Genomic DNA, 17,408 nt, shown 5'->3' with positions numbered 1-17,408 from the left:
CTATGTGACTATCTCATCAAGACGATCTTCTTCTTGAGCTCTTTTAATTTCCATTGCAATTCTTCTTCCGACTCCAAATGTTTGACCATATTGATATTTTGTATATGGACTTGTTGTTGCAACTATTGGGTTTCCTGGAACTCTTAATGAAACGTCATAGACGATTAATTCTAAATCTTTTGTAATAACACTTTGAAGTGAAAATGGTCCAATTATCCCTGGAGCATATTCTTTTTTTACTGCAGCCACAAATTTGTCTCCCATTTTCAGGACTTTTTCAAGAAGTGATTCTCTGATACTAGCTGGGGTATGTCCAACTTCTATATTTTGCAAATCTATGTCCATTTCCATTTGCTCTCTTGCTGGTAATGCATTATAATCATGAATGTTTGTTTGAAGTCTTCTTTCAATTCCTATAAAGTCAACTTGATTTGAAATGGGAGTGTGAAAGAAATTAAAATTCATGTATGTTCCAATAGCTAACTCTTCAATACTTGCTTTTTCCAAATCTTTTCTTGCAATAACCCCTTGTTTGATTTTCTCTTCGGATTTTTCTTTGTAATCTTTGTATGATGAAACCGTGAAGAATGCTCTTTCAAGTGGTCTGTTTTTTTCTTGAACTTTTACAATGGATGGCTTGTTGATTCTTTTTGGGTCTTTGAATAACTTTGGATATTTGATTCGAGCTTTTTCTAATAGGTAGTATTGTCCTTTTTTTGCAGTTCTTTCTTCAGCTTGAAATAATTTTCTATTTCCAAAAATTGGAACTTTAAATTTATCTTCAATTGTTTTGTACCCTAAATAGACTGTAAGTGATCTATGTGGAACAACTATGGTATTTGAATCTCTTAACATTTTTTGATTTTTTGCTGATGCCATATCTTTGAATTTATCTAAAACAATAATTTGATCTGCAATTCTGTTAAATCTTTGATAAGGTCCTTCTCTACCTTTCTGGCAAAAAACTGTTGTTTCAAAATTTTCTTCTTTTGCTCCGTCCATCACTTCTAAGGCAGAATGGCTTCCAAGAACCCCGATTTTTACATCTGAATAATCATTAACAATTTTTTTGATTTCAGATGATTTTATCATATTATGCGTAAATATTGGCATCTAATATATGTAAAATTTTGATTTATTGGATCGATAAAAACCATAATGTTTTATTCAAATGTCTTGATTAGAATAATCATGTTTTACTCTGTAGAATTACAAATGGCAGGTGTGATTCTATTAACTGCTATGGCTGTTTGTGGTGTATCCTTATGGATAAAACGAAGAAAATTAGAAAAAGAATCTGATGATTCAATTGAGCAAGATGTTTCTGAAAATATTTGATTTACCAAAAATTTATTTTTGAAATAAACTAGGTTTCTTTTTGTTTACAATTAATACGCATCTTTTTTGATAAAATTTCAAACAATGCGAAATTATGGACATACCTTTTCTTACAATTCATAGGCTTAATCTCTATGAAGAAAATATTCAAGGTAAAAGGTCAAATCTAATATCGATCAAAACCAAAACATATTTTTTTAAATTCCTTTTTTTCATTTATCAAAAATTTCATGTATGAAAAATATGAAGTCGTTTTTTGAATTAATTGCATAGTGTTTTAACTAAAAAAACTTTCATTAAATTATGCAGTTTCTCTTTGTGATATTTTTAATTTCTTTTTTTTCAATAATGATCCCTGTAAATGCTGAATTGAATACTGACGTAATTGTGGATGGATTAAACAATCCTTGGGAAATTGTATTTGGTCCTGATGGTGAGATTTACTTTACGGAGAGGGATGGTCGCATCTGGAAAATAAATGAATCTGGCGATGGTAAAATAATTCAAACATTCCCTAAAAGTGGTTCTGTTGAAGGTGGTACATTGGGTCTTGCATTGCATCCTGATTTTGAAAAAAATAAAAAAATTTACGTTTATCAAACAAATTTGGAACTTGAATTTTATCAAAACAAAGTTTACAGTTTTAGATTAAATGAAGACAAGTTAACGGATAAACAAATTATTCTTGATGGTATTCCTGGTGCACCTTGGCATGATGGTGGAAGAATAAAGTTTGGTCCAGATCAAAAATTGTATGTCTCAACTGGTGATGCAATCAGTCCGGGATTATCCCAAGATTTGTCTTCACTTGCAGGAAAAATTTTGAGAATTAATCCTGATGGAACTATTCCTGAGGATAATCCATTTGATTCTAGTCCTGTTTTTTCTTATGGTCATCGGAACCCTCAGGGATTGGCATGGTCATCAGATGGAATGTTTGTATCTTCTGAACATGGTCCTTCTGGTGAACAAGGATATGGGCATGATGAGATAAATGTTATTTTGAAAGGTAAAAACTATGGATGGCCAAACATAGTTGGTAATTCCTCTGATGAAAATTTTGTAAATCCAATTACTCATAGTGGTCAGTTGACGTGGGCTCCAAGTGGAATGGTTTTTTATGATTCAGAAAAAATTTCTAGTTTTAATGGAAAATTTTTGGTAGGAACTCTTCGTGGAGAACATTTGATGGTTGTTGATATTGGTGATGATGGTTCTTTAATTGGTACAGAAAAATTTTTTGAGGGAGAATTTGGTAGAATCCGAACTGCTCAAATTGACCCTGATGGAAATCTATATCTTCTTACTGCAAATGGCAATAATGATAAGATAATACGTATATCTGAAACTCCGCTAGGAGATGTAACAAAATTTACCTCAAAAGAATCTGGTAATGATTTAACAACTTTGTATATTGTAATTGGTGTTGTGAGTATTGGAATAATTTTGGGTTTTGTTGTTTTCAAGCGTAAATTTTGATTTCAACAAAAAATCATGCTTTTTATCTGATCACTATTTAATTTAGATTGGAGGTAATGGAAAATGAAACTAACTTTGCTTAAAACATGTTTCTTTAGTGAGTCTATTCTAAATACTACTATTTTCCACAATAATCAATGAAATTAATTATTGGAATTACTGGTAGTACTGGTGTAATTTATGGAATTAGAATGCTTGAAGTATTAAAAAAATTAAACATTGAAACACATTTGGTAATGTCTGAATGGGGAGAAAAATGTATTACTATGGAAACTGAACATGCTCCAGATTATGTTAAATCTTTAGCAACTTCTGTTTCAGATGAAAAAAATATGGCTGCAAGTGTCTCAAGTGGAACTCATAGAATTAACGGTATGATTGTTGCACCATGTAGCATGAAAACACTTTCTGCAATTGCAAATGGATATGATGACACTTTAGTTGCAAGAGCTGCTGGTGTAACAATTAAAGAATCAAGAAAACTGATTTTGATGGTAAGAGAAACTCCATTATCTGCAATTCATTTAGAAAATATGTTGAAATTATCTCGACTGAACGTAATAATTTTACCGCCTGTTACTGAATTCTATACTAAACCAAAAACCATTGAGGATATTGTAAATCATGGTGTAGGAAAATGTCTTGATCAATTTGATATTGATCATGATTTATACCCTCGATGGGGTAGCTTCTAAAATACTATTGCCCAAATTTTCTTTAGAAAAAATCATTCATGCCAAACGAAAAGATGTATTTTCTATATTTTCTAATTTTGAACAACATGAACAACTGATTCCTCAATTTTTTCCATCAATTCGTATTCGTTCTGTACGTGGAGAAACTGCGGTTGTTGAAGAGCATTTCAAACTAGGTGAAATTGAATTTCTTTTAATGTCTAAACATGTTTCAAAACCCTTTGTTTTACATGAAGTTTTTGTAATTGGTGGGAAGTCTAAAGGCAGTTACATCCGACAAGAATTCATTGAAATTCCAGATGGAACCAAAATTCTGATTGATGTAGATTTGAAATTAATGGGGATAATGAAAATTCCAAAACTATTGGACAGATCTAAATTAATTGAAAATTATTCTAAATTGTTGGATGAATTAACTACTTTGTGTGAAAAATCAGTCTGATTTTACTTCTTTATCTTTAGGAGATTCATCAATTTTACCTTTGAAATCCTTCAATTCTTTATCTCCTTCAATCTTTCCTTTCTCAAATTCTCCCTTTGCCTTCCCAAATGTTTTGGCCAGTTCAGGAATTTTTTTAGCACCAAAAATTAGTACTCCTATTACAACAACTAAAACAATGATTTCGGTACTTCCAAGCATTATGTCTCTACTTCTCAGATTTCAGATTTAAGTGTTCAACTTTTCTCTTTGTTTGCGCTCAATGAATAACATGCCTGCAAAATACAATCCAATCATTGGGCCTGCAACAAACATCATCGTTACTCCGGTTCCATCGGGAGTAATGATTGCACCAAAAATTATGATAATGACAATTGCATATCTTGCATTTTTTCTCCAAAAATCTTTTCCAACCATCTCTGACATGGATATTGCATACATGATTAGTGGAAGTTGAAAAGAAAATCCAAATGCCAATAAAAATTGTAATACAAAAGTTACAAATTCCATCACGTTTAGGAAAGTAACTAGTCCTGCTGAATCTCCATATCGATACAGAAATTCTAAGATGTATGGAATTACAAAATTATATGAAAATACACATCCTGCAACAAACAATCCTAACGCAGGCAATGAAATATTTCTACTAACATTAATTTCATTTTCTTTTAATGCTGGTTTGATAAATCCTACAAATTCTTTTATTATTACGGGCATTCCTATTACCATTCCCACTAATGCTGAAACATACATCTGAGCAAAGAAAGCTTGTCCTGGTGCAGTTTGAATTAACTGTACATCTGAAGGAACTAGATTTTCTCTCATGTGATTTGTAATTTGAGCTGCAATGTTGTTTTGAGGATCTGGTGATGGGTAGTATAATGTAACTTCTCCAATGTTAATTGGTTCTGCGTGAAATGTCAAAACCACAACTGTAATAATTCCAATTACTAAAACTACTCTAAGTAATCTTTTTCTTAATTCCTCTAGATGTGCATTAATGCTTTCTAAATTTGACATCTAATCTCGTTTTGTGCAATGATGTATGAAAATGTATATTTTTTAAAAATCGACTATTTTGGAATTGGTAAAAGTTTTGCTTCGGGCATGCCTGATTCCTTTAATGCTTCTGGCGAAATATCTTCAAATTCTAAAGAAATAATTGCTTTTGTATTGAATTTTGTTTCCATATCTCTTGCCAGGGTTCCAATATCCTTACTGGAGAAAATTTGGTCTGAATCTTTCAAAAATATTCTATCTCCTTTTTCCATTTCTTTTCCGTTAAATTTTCCTTGTAAAAATTTGGTAATTTCTGGAAGTTCTTTTCTATCTATGTTGTTGTGGAAATAACAAATTCCCTTAACTGATTCATAGTCATAAGCTGTGCCGTTTCTGTACATAAAAACACCAATAAAATGTGCTTCATCTTCGGGTTCTCTAATGCATTTGATTTCCCAATTTAGTAATTTAGTTTCATCATAATTGAAATCATTCATTTCTTCTGAGGTAATTTTCCAATATCTCATTCTGTCTTTTCTTGCCATATGTAATATGTTCAAATATTCTGGTATAACTATCTAACCCTACTTGACTCTAGAAATCTAAATTACTAGCCTGATGAAATTATTTGTTATAGATACGAAAATCCATTCGCAAATAATATTTGAAATTTTTAGATAGAGAAACTACGTTGGATGATTTGGATTTTTATTTTAATGAAATACAAAATAATAAAATAAATCTAGAACAATTAACATCAATTCTTAAAAATTCTGATGAATCAATAAAATTACAAAAAACCAAATTTTCAAAATAAATCCATAAAAATTGATACTTACAACGATGTTAGAATTTAAGGAAAAACAATTTCTTCTGGATATCGGGAATCTGAATAACGTTGTAAAGAAATTTTAAATTTTTTACAAAAATTTAATCGCCCAATATCTGTTAGATTTAGGTGCAACTGAAGGTTATTTCACATTTAGATTGTCTGAAGATTTTTCTGGAGTTTTTGTTATTGTGGAGAGTCATTCTAAACGTTGTTTATTGGACTCATAAAAAAACAATAATCGAAATATTCTCCTTTTGGAAAAACAAATGAATTTGAAACATCTAAAAAATTTGAAAGAAGTTCAGCATTTTGATATTATTTTGGCTTTGAATGTGGTACATCACTTTGATGATCCTTTTCAAGATGTTCTTGAAACCATAGTTTCTATGTATTCATTTTGTTTCTTTGAACATCCAAACTCATTAGAAAATTCTGCAACAAAGAACTCTCGTCGATTTAAAATTGAAAAACTGAATTTAAAAAAAATTTGAACCTCAACTCTTAAACAAAAATGAATCTGGTTTGGGTGATTCTACAAATAAAAAACTTGAAAGAAAAATGTGGTTGTTAAAAAATACCTCATCAAAAACAATTGATCGTCCATGGCATGGTACTCAAAAATATGGTGATGAATTTGGTCCTGATACTCAAATTGATATTAAATCAACTTTTGATGAAATTGTCATTGATTACGGTTCAAGGAATGATATCAGAACTTGGATTCAAGGTATTGATTTAAGAACATTTTTAGAAAATGATGGAGTATATTCAACAAATGATCAAATTCTTACTTTGATTGATGATATGAAAATTGATAACGCTTGAGATTTGGGTCCTCACAATTTAATTTTAGATGGACATGAATTGTTTCTATTAGTCAGAACGATAAATTCGATGATGTAAACACAAAAGAAAAACTAAAATCATTTTTAGAACAAAGTGGATTGTTGTAATTTTTAAAATTATTCGGAAGATAGATTAATCAGTATTTTGTTAGTTGAATATATGACAAACTATCAAGTACATGTAACAATTGAAAATAAGCCTGGAATCAGTGATCCTGAAGGAAAAACAATCTTAAATGATTTGGTTATGAAAGGTACTCACAAAAATATATCTCAAATTAAAACTGCAAAAATGTTAAAATTCTCAATTGATGAAACTGATAAAGAAACTGCCCAATCAAAAATTAAGGAAATTTGCGATGAATTACGAATTTACAATCCTATGGTTAGTGTAGTAAAAATTGATGTATTTGATGTTTAATCTGATTCAATATTTTCTATAGTGGCATTTATCAAAATTTTACTTCGTAAAAATTCTGTTAAATCTGTTTGAGTAATTACTCCTGCTAGATCATCATTGTCTAAAACAACTAAGCGTCTAATGTTATTGTTTAACATTTTTTGAACAGCAGATTCAATTGATGCATTAGGTTCAACCCATTTGAATTTTTTTGACATTATTGTTTCTAATGGGGTTGTCTGTGACTCGTTGTTATCTGCAACAATTTTTCTCACGATGTCTCTTTCAGAAACTATTCCTACTGGTTTTCCTTCATTCACGACTACTAGAAAACTGATCTCTTTTTCTTTAAGAATAACTGCTGCATCTTGTGCTTTTTTCGTATTTCCGATTGTAATTACATTTTTTTGCATAATATCTCTAACTTTTGCCATAGCGATCCCCCCAAATTATTCACTTAAAAATTGTATCAGGCTGGGCTCAAATTAAATAACTCTGAAACTAAAAACTATTGTGAATGTTGGAGTTGTAGTTTTTCCAGGAAGTAATTGCGATCGAGACATGTATCATGTGTTATCTGACGTTTTTAATCTCAATGCTCAATATTGCTGGCATGACAAACCCCTTCCTGAAAATCTTGACGCTGTTGTATTGCCAGGCGGATTTTCTTATGGTGATAGACTACGAGCAGGTGTAATTGCTGCAAATAGCCCAATCATTCAAGATGTAAAAAAAATTGCTGAAAAAGGACTTCCAATATTGGGTGTTTGTAATGGATTTCAAATTCTTGTAGAATCTGGATTGTTGCCCGGCGTCTTACTGAAAAATGATTCTCTGAATTTTATGTGTGAATGGACAAATTTGATCGTTGAAAATAATAAAACACCTTTTACAAATCAATTTGAACTTAATCAAAAGATACCAATTCCTATTGCAAATGGCGAAGGACGTTATTATGTTGATGATGACACATTGAAAACGCTTGAAGAAAAAAACCAAATTGTTTTCAAATATGATAAAGTTGTAAATGGTTCCTTAAATCAAATTGCAGGTGTCTGTAATGAAGATGGAAATGTTGTTGGCATGATGCCTCATCCTGAAAGAGCTGTAGAATCTGAAATAAATCCTCAAGATAACGAACCCTCATCATTAATTTTTGAATCATTATTGAAAAAGGCAGGAATTGAAAATTGAGTTTAGAATCACATGAATTAGAAGAACTAAAAACCAAGATTGGTCGCAATCCTACTTCAACTGAATTACAAATTGTTGCAGCAGAATGGTCTGAACACTGTTCTTACAAATCTTCTAAAAAACATCTCAAAATGTTACCAATGGATGGTCCATTAGTGATTAATGAAAAAGGATATGACTCTGGAGTTTTAGATGTGGGTGATGGCTATGTGGTAACAGCTCACATTGAAAGCCATAATCATCCTTCTGCTGTTGAGCCTTATGGTGGTGCCGCAACTGGTGTTGGAGGAGTAATTCGAGATATTTTATCTGCTGGTACTCGTCCTATTGCACTTCTTGATGGATTGCGTTTTGGAAATATTGAAAATGATAAACATGCAAAATGGCTTTTTAAAAATGCGGTAACTGGAATAGCTGATTACGGAAATTGTTTAGGTATTCCAACTGTTGGGGGTGAAGTTGAATTTGATGAGTGCTACAAAAATTATGCGATGGTTGATGTTGCTGCAATTGGATTTGGTAAAAAAGAAAATTTGATTAAAAACCATGCAAAAAAAGGTGATTTGGTTGTTCTCTTAGGCGGTGCTACTGGAAGAGATGGTATTGGTGGTTCTCAATTTGCATCTGATTCATTAGAAACTGAAGACCGCTCAGCTGTTCAAATTCCTGATCCTTTTATTGAAAAATTAATCATTGAAGCAATTTTGGAAGCACGTAATGAACAACTTATTCATGCAATGAAAGATCTTGGTGGTGGTGGATTATCTTGTGCAGTATCTGAAACTGCTGATGCTTTGGATATTGGAATTGAAATGGATGTAGAAAAAGTACATATCCGTGAATCTGACATGCATTCAGATGAAATAATGATTTCTGAATCTCAAGAAAGAATGTTAATTGTTACTGATAATGAAAAATTAATTAAATTACGAAAAATTTGTGAGAAATTTAGAATCGAATGTTCTGTAATTGGACACGTAACATTTGACAATAAAATGCATGTAAAAAAAGGTGAAACTTCAATTGCAAATATTTCTACAGATATTGTTGCAAATGCAACTTTACTTGATTTGCCTTCAAGAAAACCTGTCTATCTTGAAAATCTTGAAACAGCAAAATCTTTCCCACAACTATCTGATTATTCTGAAACCTTGATGAAATTACTTGGGTCTCCAAATATTGCAAGTAAGATTTGGGTTTATAGTCAATATGATCATGAAGTGGGAATTAGAACTGTTACAAAACCTGGTCATGATGCATCTGTTTTGAGGCTAGATAATGGAAAATCTCTTTCAATTAAGATTGACGGTAATCCAAAACAATGTTACATTAATCCTCGAGAAGGTGCAATTGGTTGTTTTGAAGAAGCATGTAGAAATGTTGTTTGTACTGGGGCAAAACCAATTGGAATGCTAGATCACCTTCAATTTGGAAATCCAAATGATCCTGAAATCTTTTGGACATTTTTGGAATCACTTAAGGGGTTGACAGATTTTGCAAAGGACTTTGAAATTCCTTGTGTTGGTGGAAAAGTAAGTTTGTATAATGAAACATCTGATGGTCCAATCAAACCAACTCCCGTAATTGGTGTTATTGGTTTAATTGACAAAAAACCTTTGAGGATTCAAAAAATTACTTCTGGAAATTCATTAATCATGATTGGTGAAACTAAAGATGAATTGGGCGGTTCAGAATATTCTGAATACGTTCATAAATTTATTGGAGGAAAATGCCCTTCAGTTGACTTTACAGAATCAAAGAAAAATATGAGTTCTGTATTGGAAATAATTGAAAATAAATTAATCAAATCTGCACATGATTGTTCTAAAGGTGGATTGGCAATTGCAATATCTGAACTTTGTATGACAAATCAAATTGGATGTAACATTTCATTGGAAAAAATACCTGGTGAAAAATTAGATTCTGATAAAATTCTATTTTCAGAAAGTCATTCAAGATATTTAATCACATTTGAAAAAGAAAATATTCAAAATCTAGAGGAAATATTGAAAAAACACAATGTATCGTATTCAGTAATTGGTGAGTTTACTGGTGATTCCATTCAATTTAGTAATGATTCTAAACCAATAATTGATCTAAGCGTTGATAAAGCACAAGAGACTTGGTTTAATTCGTTAAGGGAGATGGTTTTACGTGCCTAAAGTAAAAGAAAATTGTGGTGTGGTTGGAATTTACAGTCTTTCTGGTAAGAATGTTGTACCTATGGTATTTGATGCATTACGTGCTTTACAACATAGAGGACAAGAAGCTTGGGGGTTTGCAGTACCTAACAAACCACCATTCAAAAAAGTTGGATTAGTTTCGCACTCCTCATCAGAATTTAAAAAAATTGCACAAGAGTATGCATCACCTTGTGTAATTGGACATGTAAGATACTCTACAATGGGTACAAGTACTTTGGCAAATGCACAACCATTGAAAGTAAAAGATCTTTGTGTTGCACATAACGGAACAATTGCAAATGCACAAGAACTATCCAATTTAGTTGGAGGATGTTCTTTTACTCCTCAAAATGCAAGTGATACTTTGGTCGCTGCAGAAAGATTGGTTTCATTAATTTCTGAAAACGGTGAAATGGGAAAAGCACTATCAATTTTAAAAAATGAAATGGTTGGTTCGTATTGTTTTACTTTTATTTCTGATGATAATTCTGTTTATGCTGCAAGAGATCCTAAAGGTTTTCGTCCAATGGTTTTGGGACATAAAGAGTCTGATGATACATACATTGTAACTTCTGAATCTGCAGCTGTAACTGCAGTTGCTGCAACGTTACAACGAGATGTAACTCCTGGTGAATTAATTAAATTAAGTAAAAATGGTTTAGAGACTGAAAAGTTCTCTGATGATAAATCCCGTGCACATTGTTCATTTGAATTTACTTATTTTGCACATCCATCTAGTATGATGGAAGGACGTAACATCTACATCTCTAGAAAAAATATTGGAAAGTTTATGGCAAAAAAATTCCCAATTAAAGATGCTGATTTGGTAATTCCTGTCCCTGATTCTGCAAGACCTGCAGCCTTGGGTTACGCACAAGAACTAGGCGTATCCTTTGATGAAGGCCTACTCAAAGACAGATACAGCAAGAAAGGTCCTTTGAGAAGTTTCATTGAACCTCACCAAAGTGACAGAGTAGAAATTAACAGATGGATTATTCCAATTAGTGAAATTATTCGAGATAGACATGTTGTAGTAATTGATGATAGTTTGGTTAGGGGAACAAGTTCTAAAGCCATAATCAAAGCACTCAGAAGAGCAGGAGCTAAAAAAATTAGTATGTTAATTACATACCCACAAATTAACTATCCTTGTTATGCTGGAATTGATTTCCCATCTCAAGAGGAACTTGCAACTTACACTGATGGTAAAGAAATGACTACTGAAGAAATAACTGAAATGGTCAGAAAAAGTATTGGTGTTGACTTTTTGGGGTATAATGATGCTGAGAATTTAGCTGATGCAGTTGGCATGCCAAAGGACTCTATGTGCTTTACATGTTCATCTGGAAACTATGATTCTCTTGGAATAAAACCAGACTTTACAAAACGAGATCAAGTCAAAGCAAAAATTTAATCAAATAATCTTATAATTTTAGATTTGATTAAATATGGTATATTTTGTAATGCTTCCATGCAAGCAACATGGAATGGAATAGTAATTGCAGACAGTGATGACACTGTAGTGGTTGAAGGAAATCATTACTTTCCGTTTGATTCTATAAAAAAAGAATATTTCACAAAAACTGACTTGACTACTTTTTGTGGTTGGAAAGGAATGGCAAATTATTATTCAGTTACCATCAATGGTAAGACAAACAAAGACTGTGCATGGTACTATGAAACCCCAAATGATGCTGCCTCCAAAATTAAAGGAATGGTGGCATTTTGGAATGGTGTATCTGTAGAATAATTTCAGTTTAAGAGATTATCATCAAGCATTGCTTGCAAATCACGTGGTGGAATTCCAAATTCAGCTTCTTTGTAGATAGATGTAAGTGTAGAATCTTCTGGAAGTGTCCATCCCGATCCGCCGGGATATAATCTCCATCTTGTTTCTCTCTTTTTGTTGCTATCACCAAACACTATCTTTTCAAGAGAATAGCAATGATCAGGCATTCCGCCATCCGTAGGGTTGCAATAAAAATTATCAGAGTACAGTACTAGTCCATTATGATAATTTGGAGGTTGCCAAAGTTTTTAGGGTTTGCCATATTCTGCAGTCCAACTAAATTCTTCTTCCCATAAACATTTGTGTTTGTTGTAGATGTGGGTAGTGTTTCTAATCTCTTCTCCCGTTACCCATTTGTTTTGTCCAGGAATACAATCAATGTTGGTGTTTGGATATTTTTCTATCTTTTGCCATTCACAAATAACATGATTGAATTTGTGGGTATCATTTTGTATTGGAATGTCTGGTTTTGGTGAATCATCAAATAAGCTTGGTACACAATTTTTTACTAAAATCAAGTCATCTAAATTACTCTCGTATTCATTAGTTTCATTTATTGCATAGATCCAAACGGATCCTAAAACTATTGTGACAGCGATTAATGGTGTTGAAATTAACACAGCTTTTTTCATATTAGTCATTTTTTGTAGTCCCCATAAAAAGTAAAAAAGGTTAGAGGATTATTCCTGTAACACCTTGGAATTCAGATGTGTTGCTATTTGATGTTCCATATAGAGCATCAGTAGTAACTAATCCGCCTTGACCTGATTTGTTATTGCATGATAAACCAGTTGTAGTACCATAATCTTCTGCTATTGTTACATAACACCAGGCAGCATATGCATCTGGAAATCCATATCCTATCACATCTTGGAAACAAGTAACAGTGGATAGAACGGGTGGTTCTGGAACTGATAGTTCAAGCAATGATTATGATATTGATGGAGGTAACGACTTTTCTTCCTTGTCAACTTCATATACGTCCACTAAAGTAACCTATACTCTAACATTCGATGATGAAGACCACCCAGATGAATGGTGGGATGATTTTTGGGATAATTGGAGATCTGTACAATATGGTAGAACTACCGATATTGAATCATTTTATGTCACAAGTGCAGGCATAAACTTCAATGGTATCTGGGATAATGACAAGACCTTTGCAGAATTCTATGGTCAACATGGAAACAAGGTAAGATCATATTCTAGTGGCTCCCCAGTCTATATCAGTAATGTATGGAATCATGCTATGGATACAACAAATGAAAATTCAGGAATGTCTATGACTACATGGACTACCTAGTTCTTTTTTCTTTTATTCGAAAAACAATATCTGTTTTACATTGGTTGTTTTATGGTCTTTGGATCATTCCAATTATAATTAATGCTGAAACTTGGTTTTATGGTGTAAAATTTAGTGGTGAAGTAGCAATTACAATACATTTTGTAATTGGAGTATTTGGAATCTTTTTAGGATATCTAATTTACAAAAAATACAAATTTGCATATGTTGCAAGCATACTACTTTTTGGAATTGTGTTAGCTAGCATGATATTCAATCATTTAAAATCCTAATTTAGAATGACTTTGAATTAACCAAGTCATCCTAAAACCGATCATTTTGTAAAATAATTACGATCATCTTGATCTAAGAATTATCTCAATTGATACCATTCCATGAAATATCAAGAAATAACAGACTCACAATGGGAAGGAATACACAAGCACCTTCCAAAACCAGATAGAACTGGGAGACCAAGATGTGATGACCGCACAACAATAAATGGAATCATCTATGTTTTGATATCTGGATGCAGGTGGAGTGAAATGCCAAAAAGATATGGTAGCAAATCCACTGTGCATCTCAGACTGCAAAACTGGCAGCAAAAAGAAATTTGGAAAAATATTCTATCTGGAATAATAAAATCAGCTCATCAGTCCGGCAAACTGCAACTGCAGAAAGTATCCATCGATTCATCATCAATTTCTGCCAAAAAAGGGGCAACGTAATAGGATATGATGGATTCAAGAAGATAACAGGCACAAAAATACATGTTGCAGTGGAACAAAATGGATTACCGATATCGATTCTATTGAGTTCTTTCTTTGCAGTTCATGCGAGACATGTGAATATGTGAATATAAAGATTTGTTCAATTTGGATTGAACTATTTTTTATTAATCTCATAATTTATGTAAATTTTAATGACGACAAAAAACATCAAAACGATATTGTTTGCTGGACTCATTGTTGCAATGATTCTGCCATTTTCAGGAATGCAAATGGCAGATGCAAAGAGCTATGATAAAGAAACAAAACAAGATCTCAAAAATGATGTAAAAACTTGGTTGAAAGATACAAAGAAAGATAAAAAATCATATGATGAAAAATCCACACAAATAAAGGCCAAATATGACAAATTACTTAGAGAATCAATAGAAGAAATTCGTATTGAAACAAATACGACTGAATTAACTGAGGATGAAATTCAAGGCGCAATTGACTATATTTTTCGTGAAACTGTAAAAGATGAAAAATTAAAAATTGCGAAGGAAAATAAATCAGTTAAACCATTAAACATTGATTTTCTAGAAGCATTTGGTATCCAGATGGCCGAAGCTGCGTGTCCTAGTACAACACATCCAAATTACAAACAAGTCCAAATTGACATTAATGGAGGCTCCTATGGGGGATATTCTTTTAATGGCGACAACGATTTATTTGGGGTAGTGTATAGTGATAATTCTTCAACATGTGTACGAACATATACTTTGTATTTCTTTGATGAAGACCATCCATATCTTGATGCTTTCTATGATGCTTTAAGAATAAGCTGGTATCAAAGAATTATGGATATTGAATCCTTTGATATTAAAAACAATAATCAAATAATATTTGATGATACTTATAGTTCATCAAATGACTTCGATTGTCTAGCTGGAAGCATTGTTGGCTGTCATTTAACAGCAACAAAAACCTATTCTCCAGGCGCTACCATCTATGTTAGCAATACATGGAATCATATGATGAATACATCGGATACAAACCCATCACTATCTACGGTCTCAGTACCTTAGGTATTTTTTTATGATTAAACCAATCTTTTCACTATTAATTGGACTTCCTCTTTATGGAATTTTAATTAGTTTTTTTCCTATGCTAACAGGGAACACATACCCAATTCCAGGAATGATGTTTTACCTTAATCCCATAGTATCTGTGATGTATATTTTTTTTGATTTTATGATTATAGATTTCAATAAAAATTATGATTTCCAAAATATTGATTCTGATAATGTAATTTATCCTATTTTTCTTGTAATTTTCAATTTGTTATTTTGGATACCTGTAGCAATTTTAATTAATAGATATGTGGAGAAACGTAAAACTAACAAAAAACAATAATGTAAATTTACTGATTCTAACATTTTTCCGTATTTTTATTAATATTATTTTTCTGTAATCGATATAGTGTTATTCTTAAGAAAATCATTTTTTAAAAATACCCGTAAAAACTATTTGAATAAAAAACTATCAAAAATTTGTGACACCATGGTTGGATTGGAATTCCGTTTTTGGTTTTGGGGTTTATCCTGATATACAAATCCCCAATAACTAGAAAGTTACTAAATTACGATTAACCGTAATTGTTTGTCAAAAAGAGCATTGATCAAGGAATGATTCCATGAGGAATGTTTTTTTGAATTAATTGTCAATTGTACAACACTTTACCTTTTAACAAAAATCATTCATTTTTACTAGTACGGCAAAAAAGACACAGACAATCTTGTTTGCTGGGTTAATTACTGCATTGATTATTTCTATTAGTGGAATAAGCTCTACATTTGCCGAAGACAAAACAGCAGCAGAACTACAAGATGAAATAGGTACTCAAATCCTCAAACTAAAGGTAGATAATCAACAATTAGAAATGGTTGGAAAAGATTCAACTATTCCTTTGATTATGGCAAATGAAAGAAAAATAGATTCTCTCTTTGCTCAACTGGATGAAGTTATCCCCAAACTACCGATTGCAGAAATATCTGATGCAGATATGCAAAAAATGGAATTTGCTATGGATAGATTACAAGAAATTGGACTTGCTCTTCATAAATTAGGTGTTGATGATTCAACAGGAATACTTGAAGTGGAAGTTGATATTGAAAGAGAATCTAAAAATATAGATGCAAAAATCATGAAAATCATTGGTTCTGATATTCCAACAGAAATTACATATTCAGTAAACAGAGCATCCTTACAAGGTGCTTGTGTTGGACAAGTGGTGATTGTGATAAACAGTCTGGTTTGCAAAATTAAATTAGGTACCTAGGTGAATCCAAATTAAAATCAGTATGATCTAAACTCACTCCTACAGGTGTGTGGAACTGATGGTGTTACATATGAGAACATCTGTGTCCTCCGCAGTCAATCTGGCAATGCTCGTGTGGACTACTACGGAGAGTGTGATGTAGATGATGAAGACCCACAAGAGACCCCTGAGGGTGTCTGTCAGAGAGTGAGTCGAGCTAGACGATGTGTTTATAACATTTCCAACTGTCGTCACCTTGTGAGACCGGAGGAAGGATGCTGTGCTCTTTGTGGTGAGTACATAAACTTTTATATTTGCTTGCATTGCTACCATCTCCCATACCTTTACTGTAGCATTGCCATGGTAACTATGTTTGTCCTTTTTGCTTCAGTGTACAGCAGTAGAAAACAATTGGTTCTGATTGATTGATTATCGCTATAATTTTTTTTGTGTCCAGGTGGAATAATTTTCGTAGCTATTGACTTCAGAGGTCTCGGAGAGTATGTGAAACTCAACCCCAGACTCCGAACCATTGATGATTTCATCGCACTACTCGTAGAGTCTGGTTTTATTTCAGATGAAACGACCAATCGTTGTGAGCTAGACGTGTCCTTCACTTCATCCGAGAACCTTCAAATCACTCTCGAGGCACGCACGCCCGACGATGAAATGTTCTGTGGTGAAGAAAGTGACCGGATTGCTCGCTGGATCAATAACCCAAATATCGCTGCTGATGTCCTACCTCCACAAGTACTCCAGTTTGCTAGTGCAGCTGTATCTGGAGAGGCTATTGTACAGGAGGTGATTGGATTTAGTGGTGCACCTGCACTAGTCAGCTTTCTCTCCCTCACCTTCACGCTCGCTATGTTTCTCATCCATCTATTTATTTAGATTGCCCACTCATAT

General features: G+C 32.5%; 26 protein-coding genes. 18 read left to right on the top strand and 8 right to left on the bottom strand.

Translation table 11 applies throughout. The annotated features are described in order from the left end of the window. Positions 1 to 1,092: a formate--phosphoribosylaminoimidazolecarboxamide ligase family protein gene (locus AW732_RS06340; protein ID WP_067960422.1), complete on the bottom strand. Its 1,092-nt coding sequence runs from the start codon at positions 1,090 to 1,092 to the stop codon at positions 1 to 3. 99 nt (positions 1,093 to 1,191) lie between these two features. Here AW732_RS06340 and AW732_RS06335 point away from each other — a divergent pair, with 99 nt between their 5' ends. The 4 genes from AW732_RS06335 to AW732_RS06320 all read left to right on the top strand — a co-directional run bounded on the left by AW732_RS06335 (position 1,192) and on the right by AW732_RS06320 (position 3,954). After that, positions 1,192 to 1,338 carry a hypothetical protein gene (locus tag AW732_RS06335; protein ID WP_172790411.1) on the top strand — a complete coding sequence of 49 codons (147 nt, stop codon included), beginning with the start codon at positions 1,192 to 1,194 and terminating at the stop codon, positions 1,336 to 1,338. Between the two features lie 303 nt (positions 1,339 to 1,641). Next, positions 1,642 to 2,817 (top strand): PQQ-dependent sugar dehydrogenase, encoded by a 1,176-nt coding sequence (locus tag AW732_RS06330; RefSeq protein WP_082697433.1) that lies wholly within the window; start codon positions 1,642 to 1,644, stop codon positions 2,815 to 2,817. A gap of 137 nt (positions 2,818 to 2,954) precedes the next feature. Continuing rightward, entirely contained in the window at positions 2,955 to 3,512 is a 558-nt protein-coding gene (locus AW732_RS06325; RefSeq protein WP_067960168.1) for a UbiX family flavin prenyltransferase, read from the top strand. 7 nt (positions 3,513 to 3,519) lie between these two features. Then, positions 3,520 to 3,954 carry a polyketide cyclase gene (locus tag AW732_RS06320; RefSeq protein ID WP_067960165.1) on the top strand — a complete coding sequence of 145 codons (435 nt, stop codon included), beginning with the start codon at positions 3,520 to 3,522 and terminating at the stop codon, positions 3,952 to 3,954. Here AW732_RS06320 and AW732_RS06315 read toward each other — a convergent pair. The 3 genes from AW732_RS06315 to AW732_RS06305 are packed head-to-tail and all read right to left on the bottom strand — an operon-like array spanning position 3,946 to position 5,495. Then, a complete protein-coding gene (locus AW732_RS06315; protein WP_067960162.1) occupies positions 3,946 to 4,152 on the bottom strand; it encodes a twin-arginine translocase TatA/TatE family subunit in 207 nt (68 codons plus the stop codon). The two genes, AW732_RS06320 and AW732_RS06315, sit on opposite strands and share 9 nt — an antisense overlap. Before the next feature lie 27 nt (positions 4,153 to 4,179). Continuing rightward, positions 4,180 to 4,971, bottom strand: a complete 792-nt coding sequence (tatC, locus tag AW732_RS06310; RefSeq protein WP_067960159.1) for a twin-arginine translocase subunit TatC — start codon at positions 4,969 to 4,971, stop codon at positions 4,180 to 4,182. A 53-nt stretch (positions 4,972 to 5,024) separates the two neighbouring features. Continuing rightward, positions 5,025 to 5,495, bottom strand: coding sequence for a hypothetical protein (locus AW732_RS06305; protein ID WP_067960156.1), 471 nt, complete (start codon positions 5,493 to 5,495; stop codon positions 5,025 to 5,027). Positions 5,496 to 6,036: 541 nt separating this feature from the next. Here AW732_RS06305 and AW732_RS06300 point away from each other — a divergent pair. The 3 genes from AW732_RS06300 to purS all read left to right on the top strand — a co-directional run bounded on the left by AW732_RS06300 (position 6,037) and on the right by purS (position 7,048). After that, positions 6,037 to 6,273, top strand: coding sequence for a hypothetical protein (locus AW732_RS06300; protein ID WP_067960154.1), 237 nt, complete (start codon positions 6,037 to 6,039; stop codon positions 6,271 to 6,273). A gap of 31 nt (positions 6,274 to 6,304) precedes the next feature. Then, positions 6,305 to 6,607: a hypothetical protein gene (locus AW732_RS06295; protein WP_067960151.1), complete on the top strand. Its 303-nt coding sequence runs from the start codon at positions 6,305 to 6,307 to the stop codon at positions 6,605 to 6,607. 180 nt (positions 6,608 to 6,787) lie between these two features. Next, positions 6,788 to 7,048 carry a phosphoribosylformylglycinamidine synthase subunit PurS gene (purS, locus tag AW732_RS06290; protein WP_067960148.1) on the top strand — a complete coding sequence of 87 codons (261 nt, stop codon included), beginning with the start codon at positions 6,788 to 6,790 and terminating at the stop codon, positions 7,046 to 7,048. Here purS and AW732_RS06285 read toward each other — a convergent pair. Then, entirely contained in the window at positions 7,045 to 7,461 is a 417-nt protein-coding gene (locus tag AW732_RS06285; RefSeq protein ID WP_067960145.1) for a CBS domain-containing protein, read from the bottom strand. The genes purS and AW732_RS06285 overlap by 4 nt on opposite strands. A gap of 79 nt (positions 7,462 to 7,540) precedes the next feature. Here AW732_RS06285 and purQ point away from each other — a divergent pair, with 79 nt between their 5' ends. Genes purQ through AW732_RS06265 form a run of 4 tightly spaced genes read left to right on the top strand, consistent with a single transcriptional unit; the run spans position 7,541 to position 12,154 of the window. Beyond that, positions 7,541 to 8,221 (top strand): phosphoribosylformylglycinamidine synthase subunit PurQ, encoded by a 681-nt coding sequence (gene purQ / locus AW732_RS06280; protein ID WP_067960142.1) that lies wholly within the window; start codon positions 7,541 to 7,543, stop codon positions 8,219 to 8,221. Further along, complete coding sequence (gene purL / locus AW732_RS06275) at positions 8,218 to 10,383, top strand: phosphoribosylformylglycinamidine synthase subunit PurL (RefSeq protein ID WP_067960136.1); 2,166 nt, start codon at positions 8,218 to 8,220, stop codon at positions 10,381 to 10,383. Before purQ ends, purL begins: the two co-directional genes overlap by 4 nt. Continuing rightward, positions 10,376 to 11,818, top strand: coding sequence for an amidophosphoribosyltransferase (locus AW732_RS06270; RefSeq protein ID WP_067960133.1), 1,443 nt, complete (start codon positions 10,376 to 10,378; stop codon positions 11,816 to 11,818). Before purL ends, AW732_RS06270 begins: the two co-directional genes overlap by 8 nt. A gap of 57 nt (positions 11,819 to 11,875) precedes the next feature. Continuing rightward, a complete protein-coding gene (locus tag AW732_RS06265; protein WP_067960130.1) occupies positions 11,876 to 12,154 on the top strand; it encodes a DUF427 domain-containing protein in 279 nt (92 codons plus the stop codon). A 2-nt stretch (positions 12,155 to 12,156) separates the two neighbouring features. On the opposite strand, the gene AW732_RS06260 is transcribed toward AW732_RS06265, so the two are convergent. The 3 genes from AW732_RS06260 to AW732_RS06250 all read right to left on the bottom strand — a co-directional run bounded on the left by AW732_RS06260 (position 12,157) and on the right by AW732_RS06250 (position 13,060). Then, positions 12,157 to 12,360, bottom strand: a complete 204-nt coding sequence (locus tag AW732_RS06260; protein ID WP_067960129.1) for a hypothetical protein — start codon at positions 12,358 to 12,360, stop codon at positions 12,157 to 12,159. 81 nt (positions 12,361 to 12,441) lie between these two features. Beyond that, positions 12,442 to 12,834, bottom strand: a complete 393-nt coding sequence (locus AW732_RS06255) for a hypothetical protein (RefSeq protein ID WP_156416079.1) — start codon at positions 12,832 to 12,834, stop codon at positions 12,442 to 12,444. A 31-nt stretch (positions 12,835 to 12,865) separates the two neighbouring features. Further along, a complete protein-coding gene (locus AW732_RS06250) occupies positions 12,866 to 13,060 on the bottom strand; it encodes a hypothetical protein (RefSeq protein ID WP_067960123.1) in 195 nt (64 codons plus the stop codon). 19 nt (positions 13,061 to 13,079) lie between these two features. On the opposite strand from AW732_RS06250, the gene AW732_RS06245 reads away from it, so the two are divergent. The 7 genes from AW732_RS06245 to AW732_RS06215 all read left to right on the top strand — a co-directional run bounded on the left by AW732_RS06245 (position 13,080) and on the right by AW732_RS06215 (position 17,393). Beyond that, entirely contained in the window at positions 13,080 to 13,496 is a 417-nt protein-coding gene (locus tag AW732_RS06245; protein ID WP_067960121.1) for a hypothetical protein, read from the top strand. After that, entirely contained in the window at positions 13,484 to 13,768 is a 285-nt protein-coding gene (locus AW732_RS06240) for a hypothetical protein (protein WP_067960118.1), read from the top strand. Before AW732_RS06245 ends, AW732_RS06240 begins: the two co-directional genes overlap by 13 nt. A gap of 102 nt (positions 13,769 to 13,870) precedes the next feature. Next, complete coding sequence (locus AW732_RS06235) at positions 13,871 to 14,203, top strand: transposase (protein ID WP_067960115.1); 333 nt, start codon at positions 13,871 to 13,873, stop codon at positions 14,201 to 14,203. A 194-nt stretch (positions 14,204 to 14,397) separates the two neighbouring features. Continuing rightward, a complete protein-coding gene (locus AW732_RS06230) occupies positions 14,398 to 15,270 on the top strand; it encodes a hypothetical protein (protein ID WP_156416078.1) in 873 nt (290 codons plus the stop codon). A 10-nt stretch (positions 15,271 to 15,280) separates the two neighbouring features. Next, positions 15,281 to 15,598 carry a hypothetical protein gene (locus AW732_RS06225; RefSeq protein WP_067960108.1) on the top strand — a complete coding sequence of 106 codons (318 nt, stop codon included), beginning with the start codon at positions 15,281 to 15,283 and terminating at the stop codon, positions 15,596 to 15,598. Positions 15,599 to 15,980: 382 nt separating this feature from the next. Continuing rightward, complete coding sequence (locus AW732_RS06220) at positions 15,981 to 16,523, top strand: hypothetical protein (RefSeq protein ID WP_067960105.1); 543 nt, start codon at positions 15,981 to 15,983, stop codon at positions 16,521 to 16,523. 483 nt (positions 16,524 to 17,006) lie between these two features. Then, positions 17,007 to 17,393, top strand: coding sequence for a hypothetical protein (locus tag AW732_RS06215; protein ID WP_156416077.1), 387 nt, complete (start codon positions 17,007 to 17,009; stop codon positions 17,391 to 17,393). Positions 17,394 to 17,408: the final 15 nt, after the last annotated feature.

It is taken from the genome of Nitrosopumilus sp. Nsub, assembly GCF_001541925.1.
Classification (GTDB): Archaea; Thermoproteota; Nitrososphaeria; order Nitrososphaerales; family Nitrosopumilaceae; genus Nitrosopumilus.
Note: the sequence above shows the minus strand (reverse complement) of the source record. Positions and strands in the feature narration are given on the sequence as shown.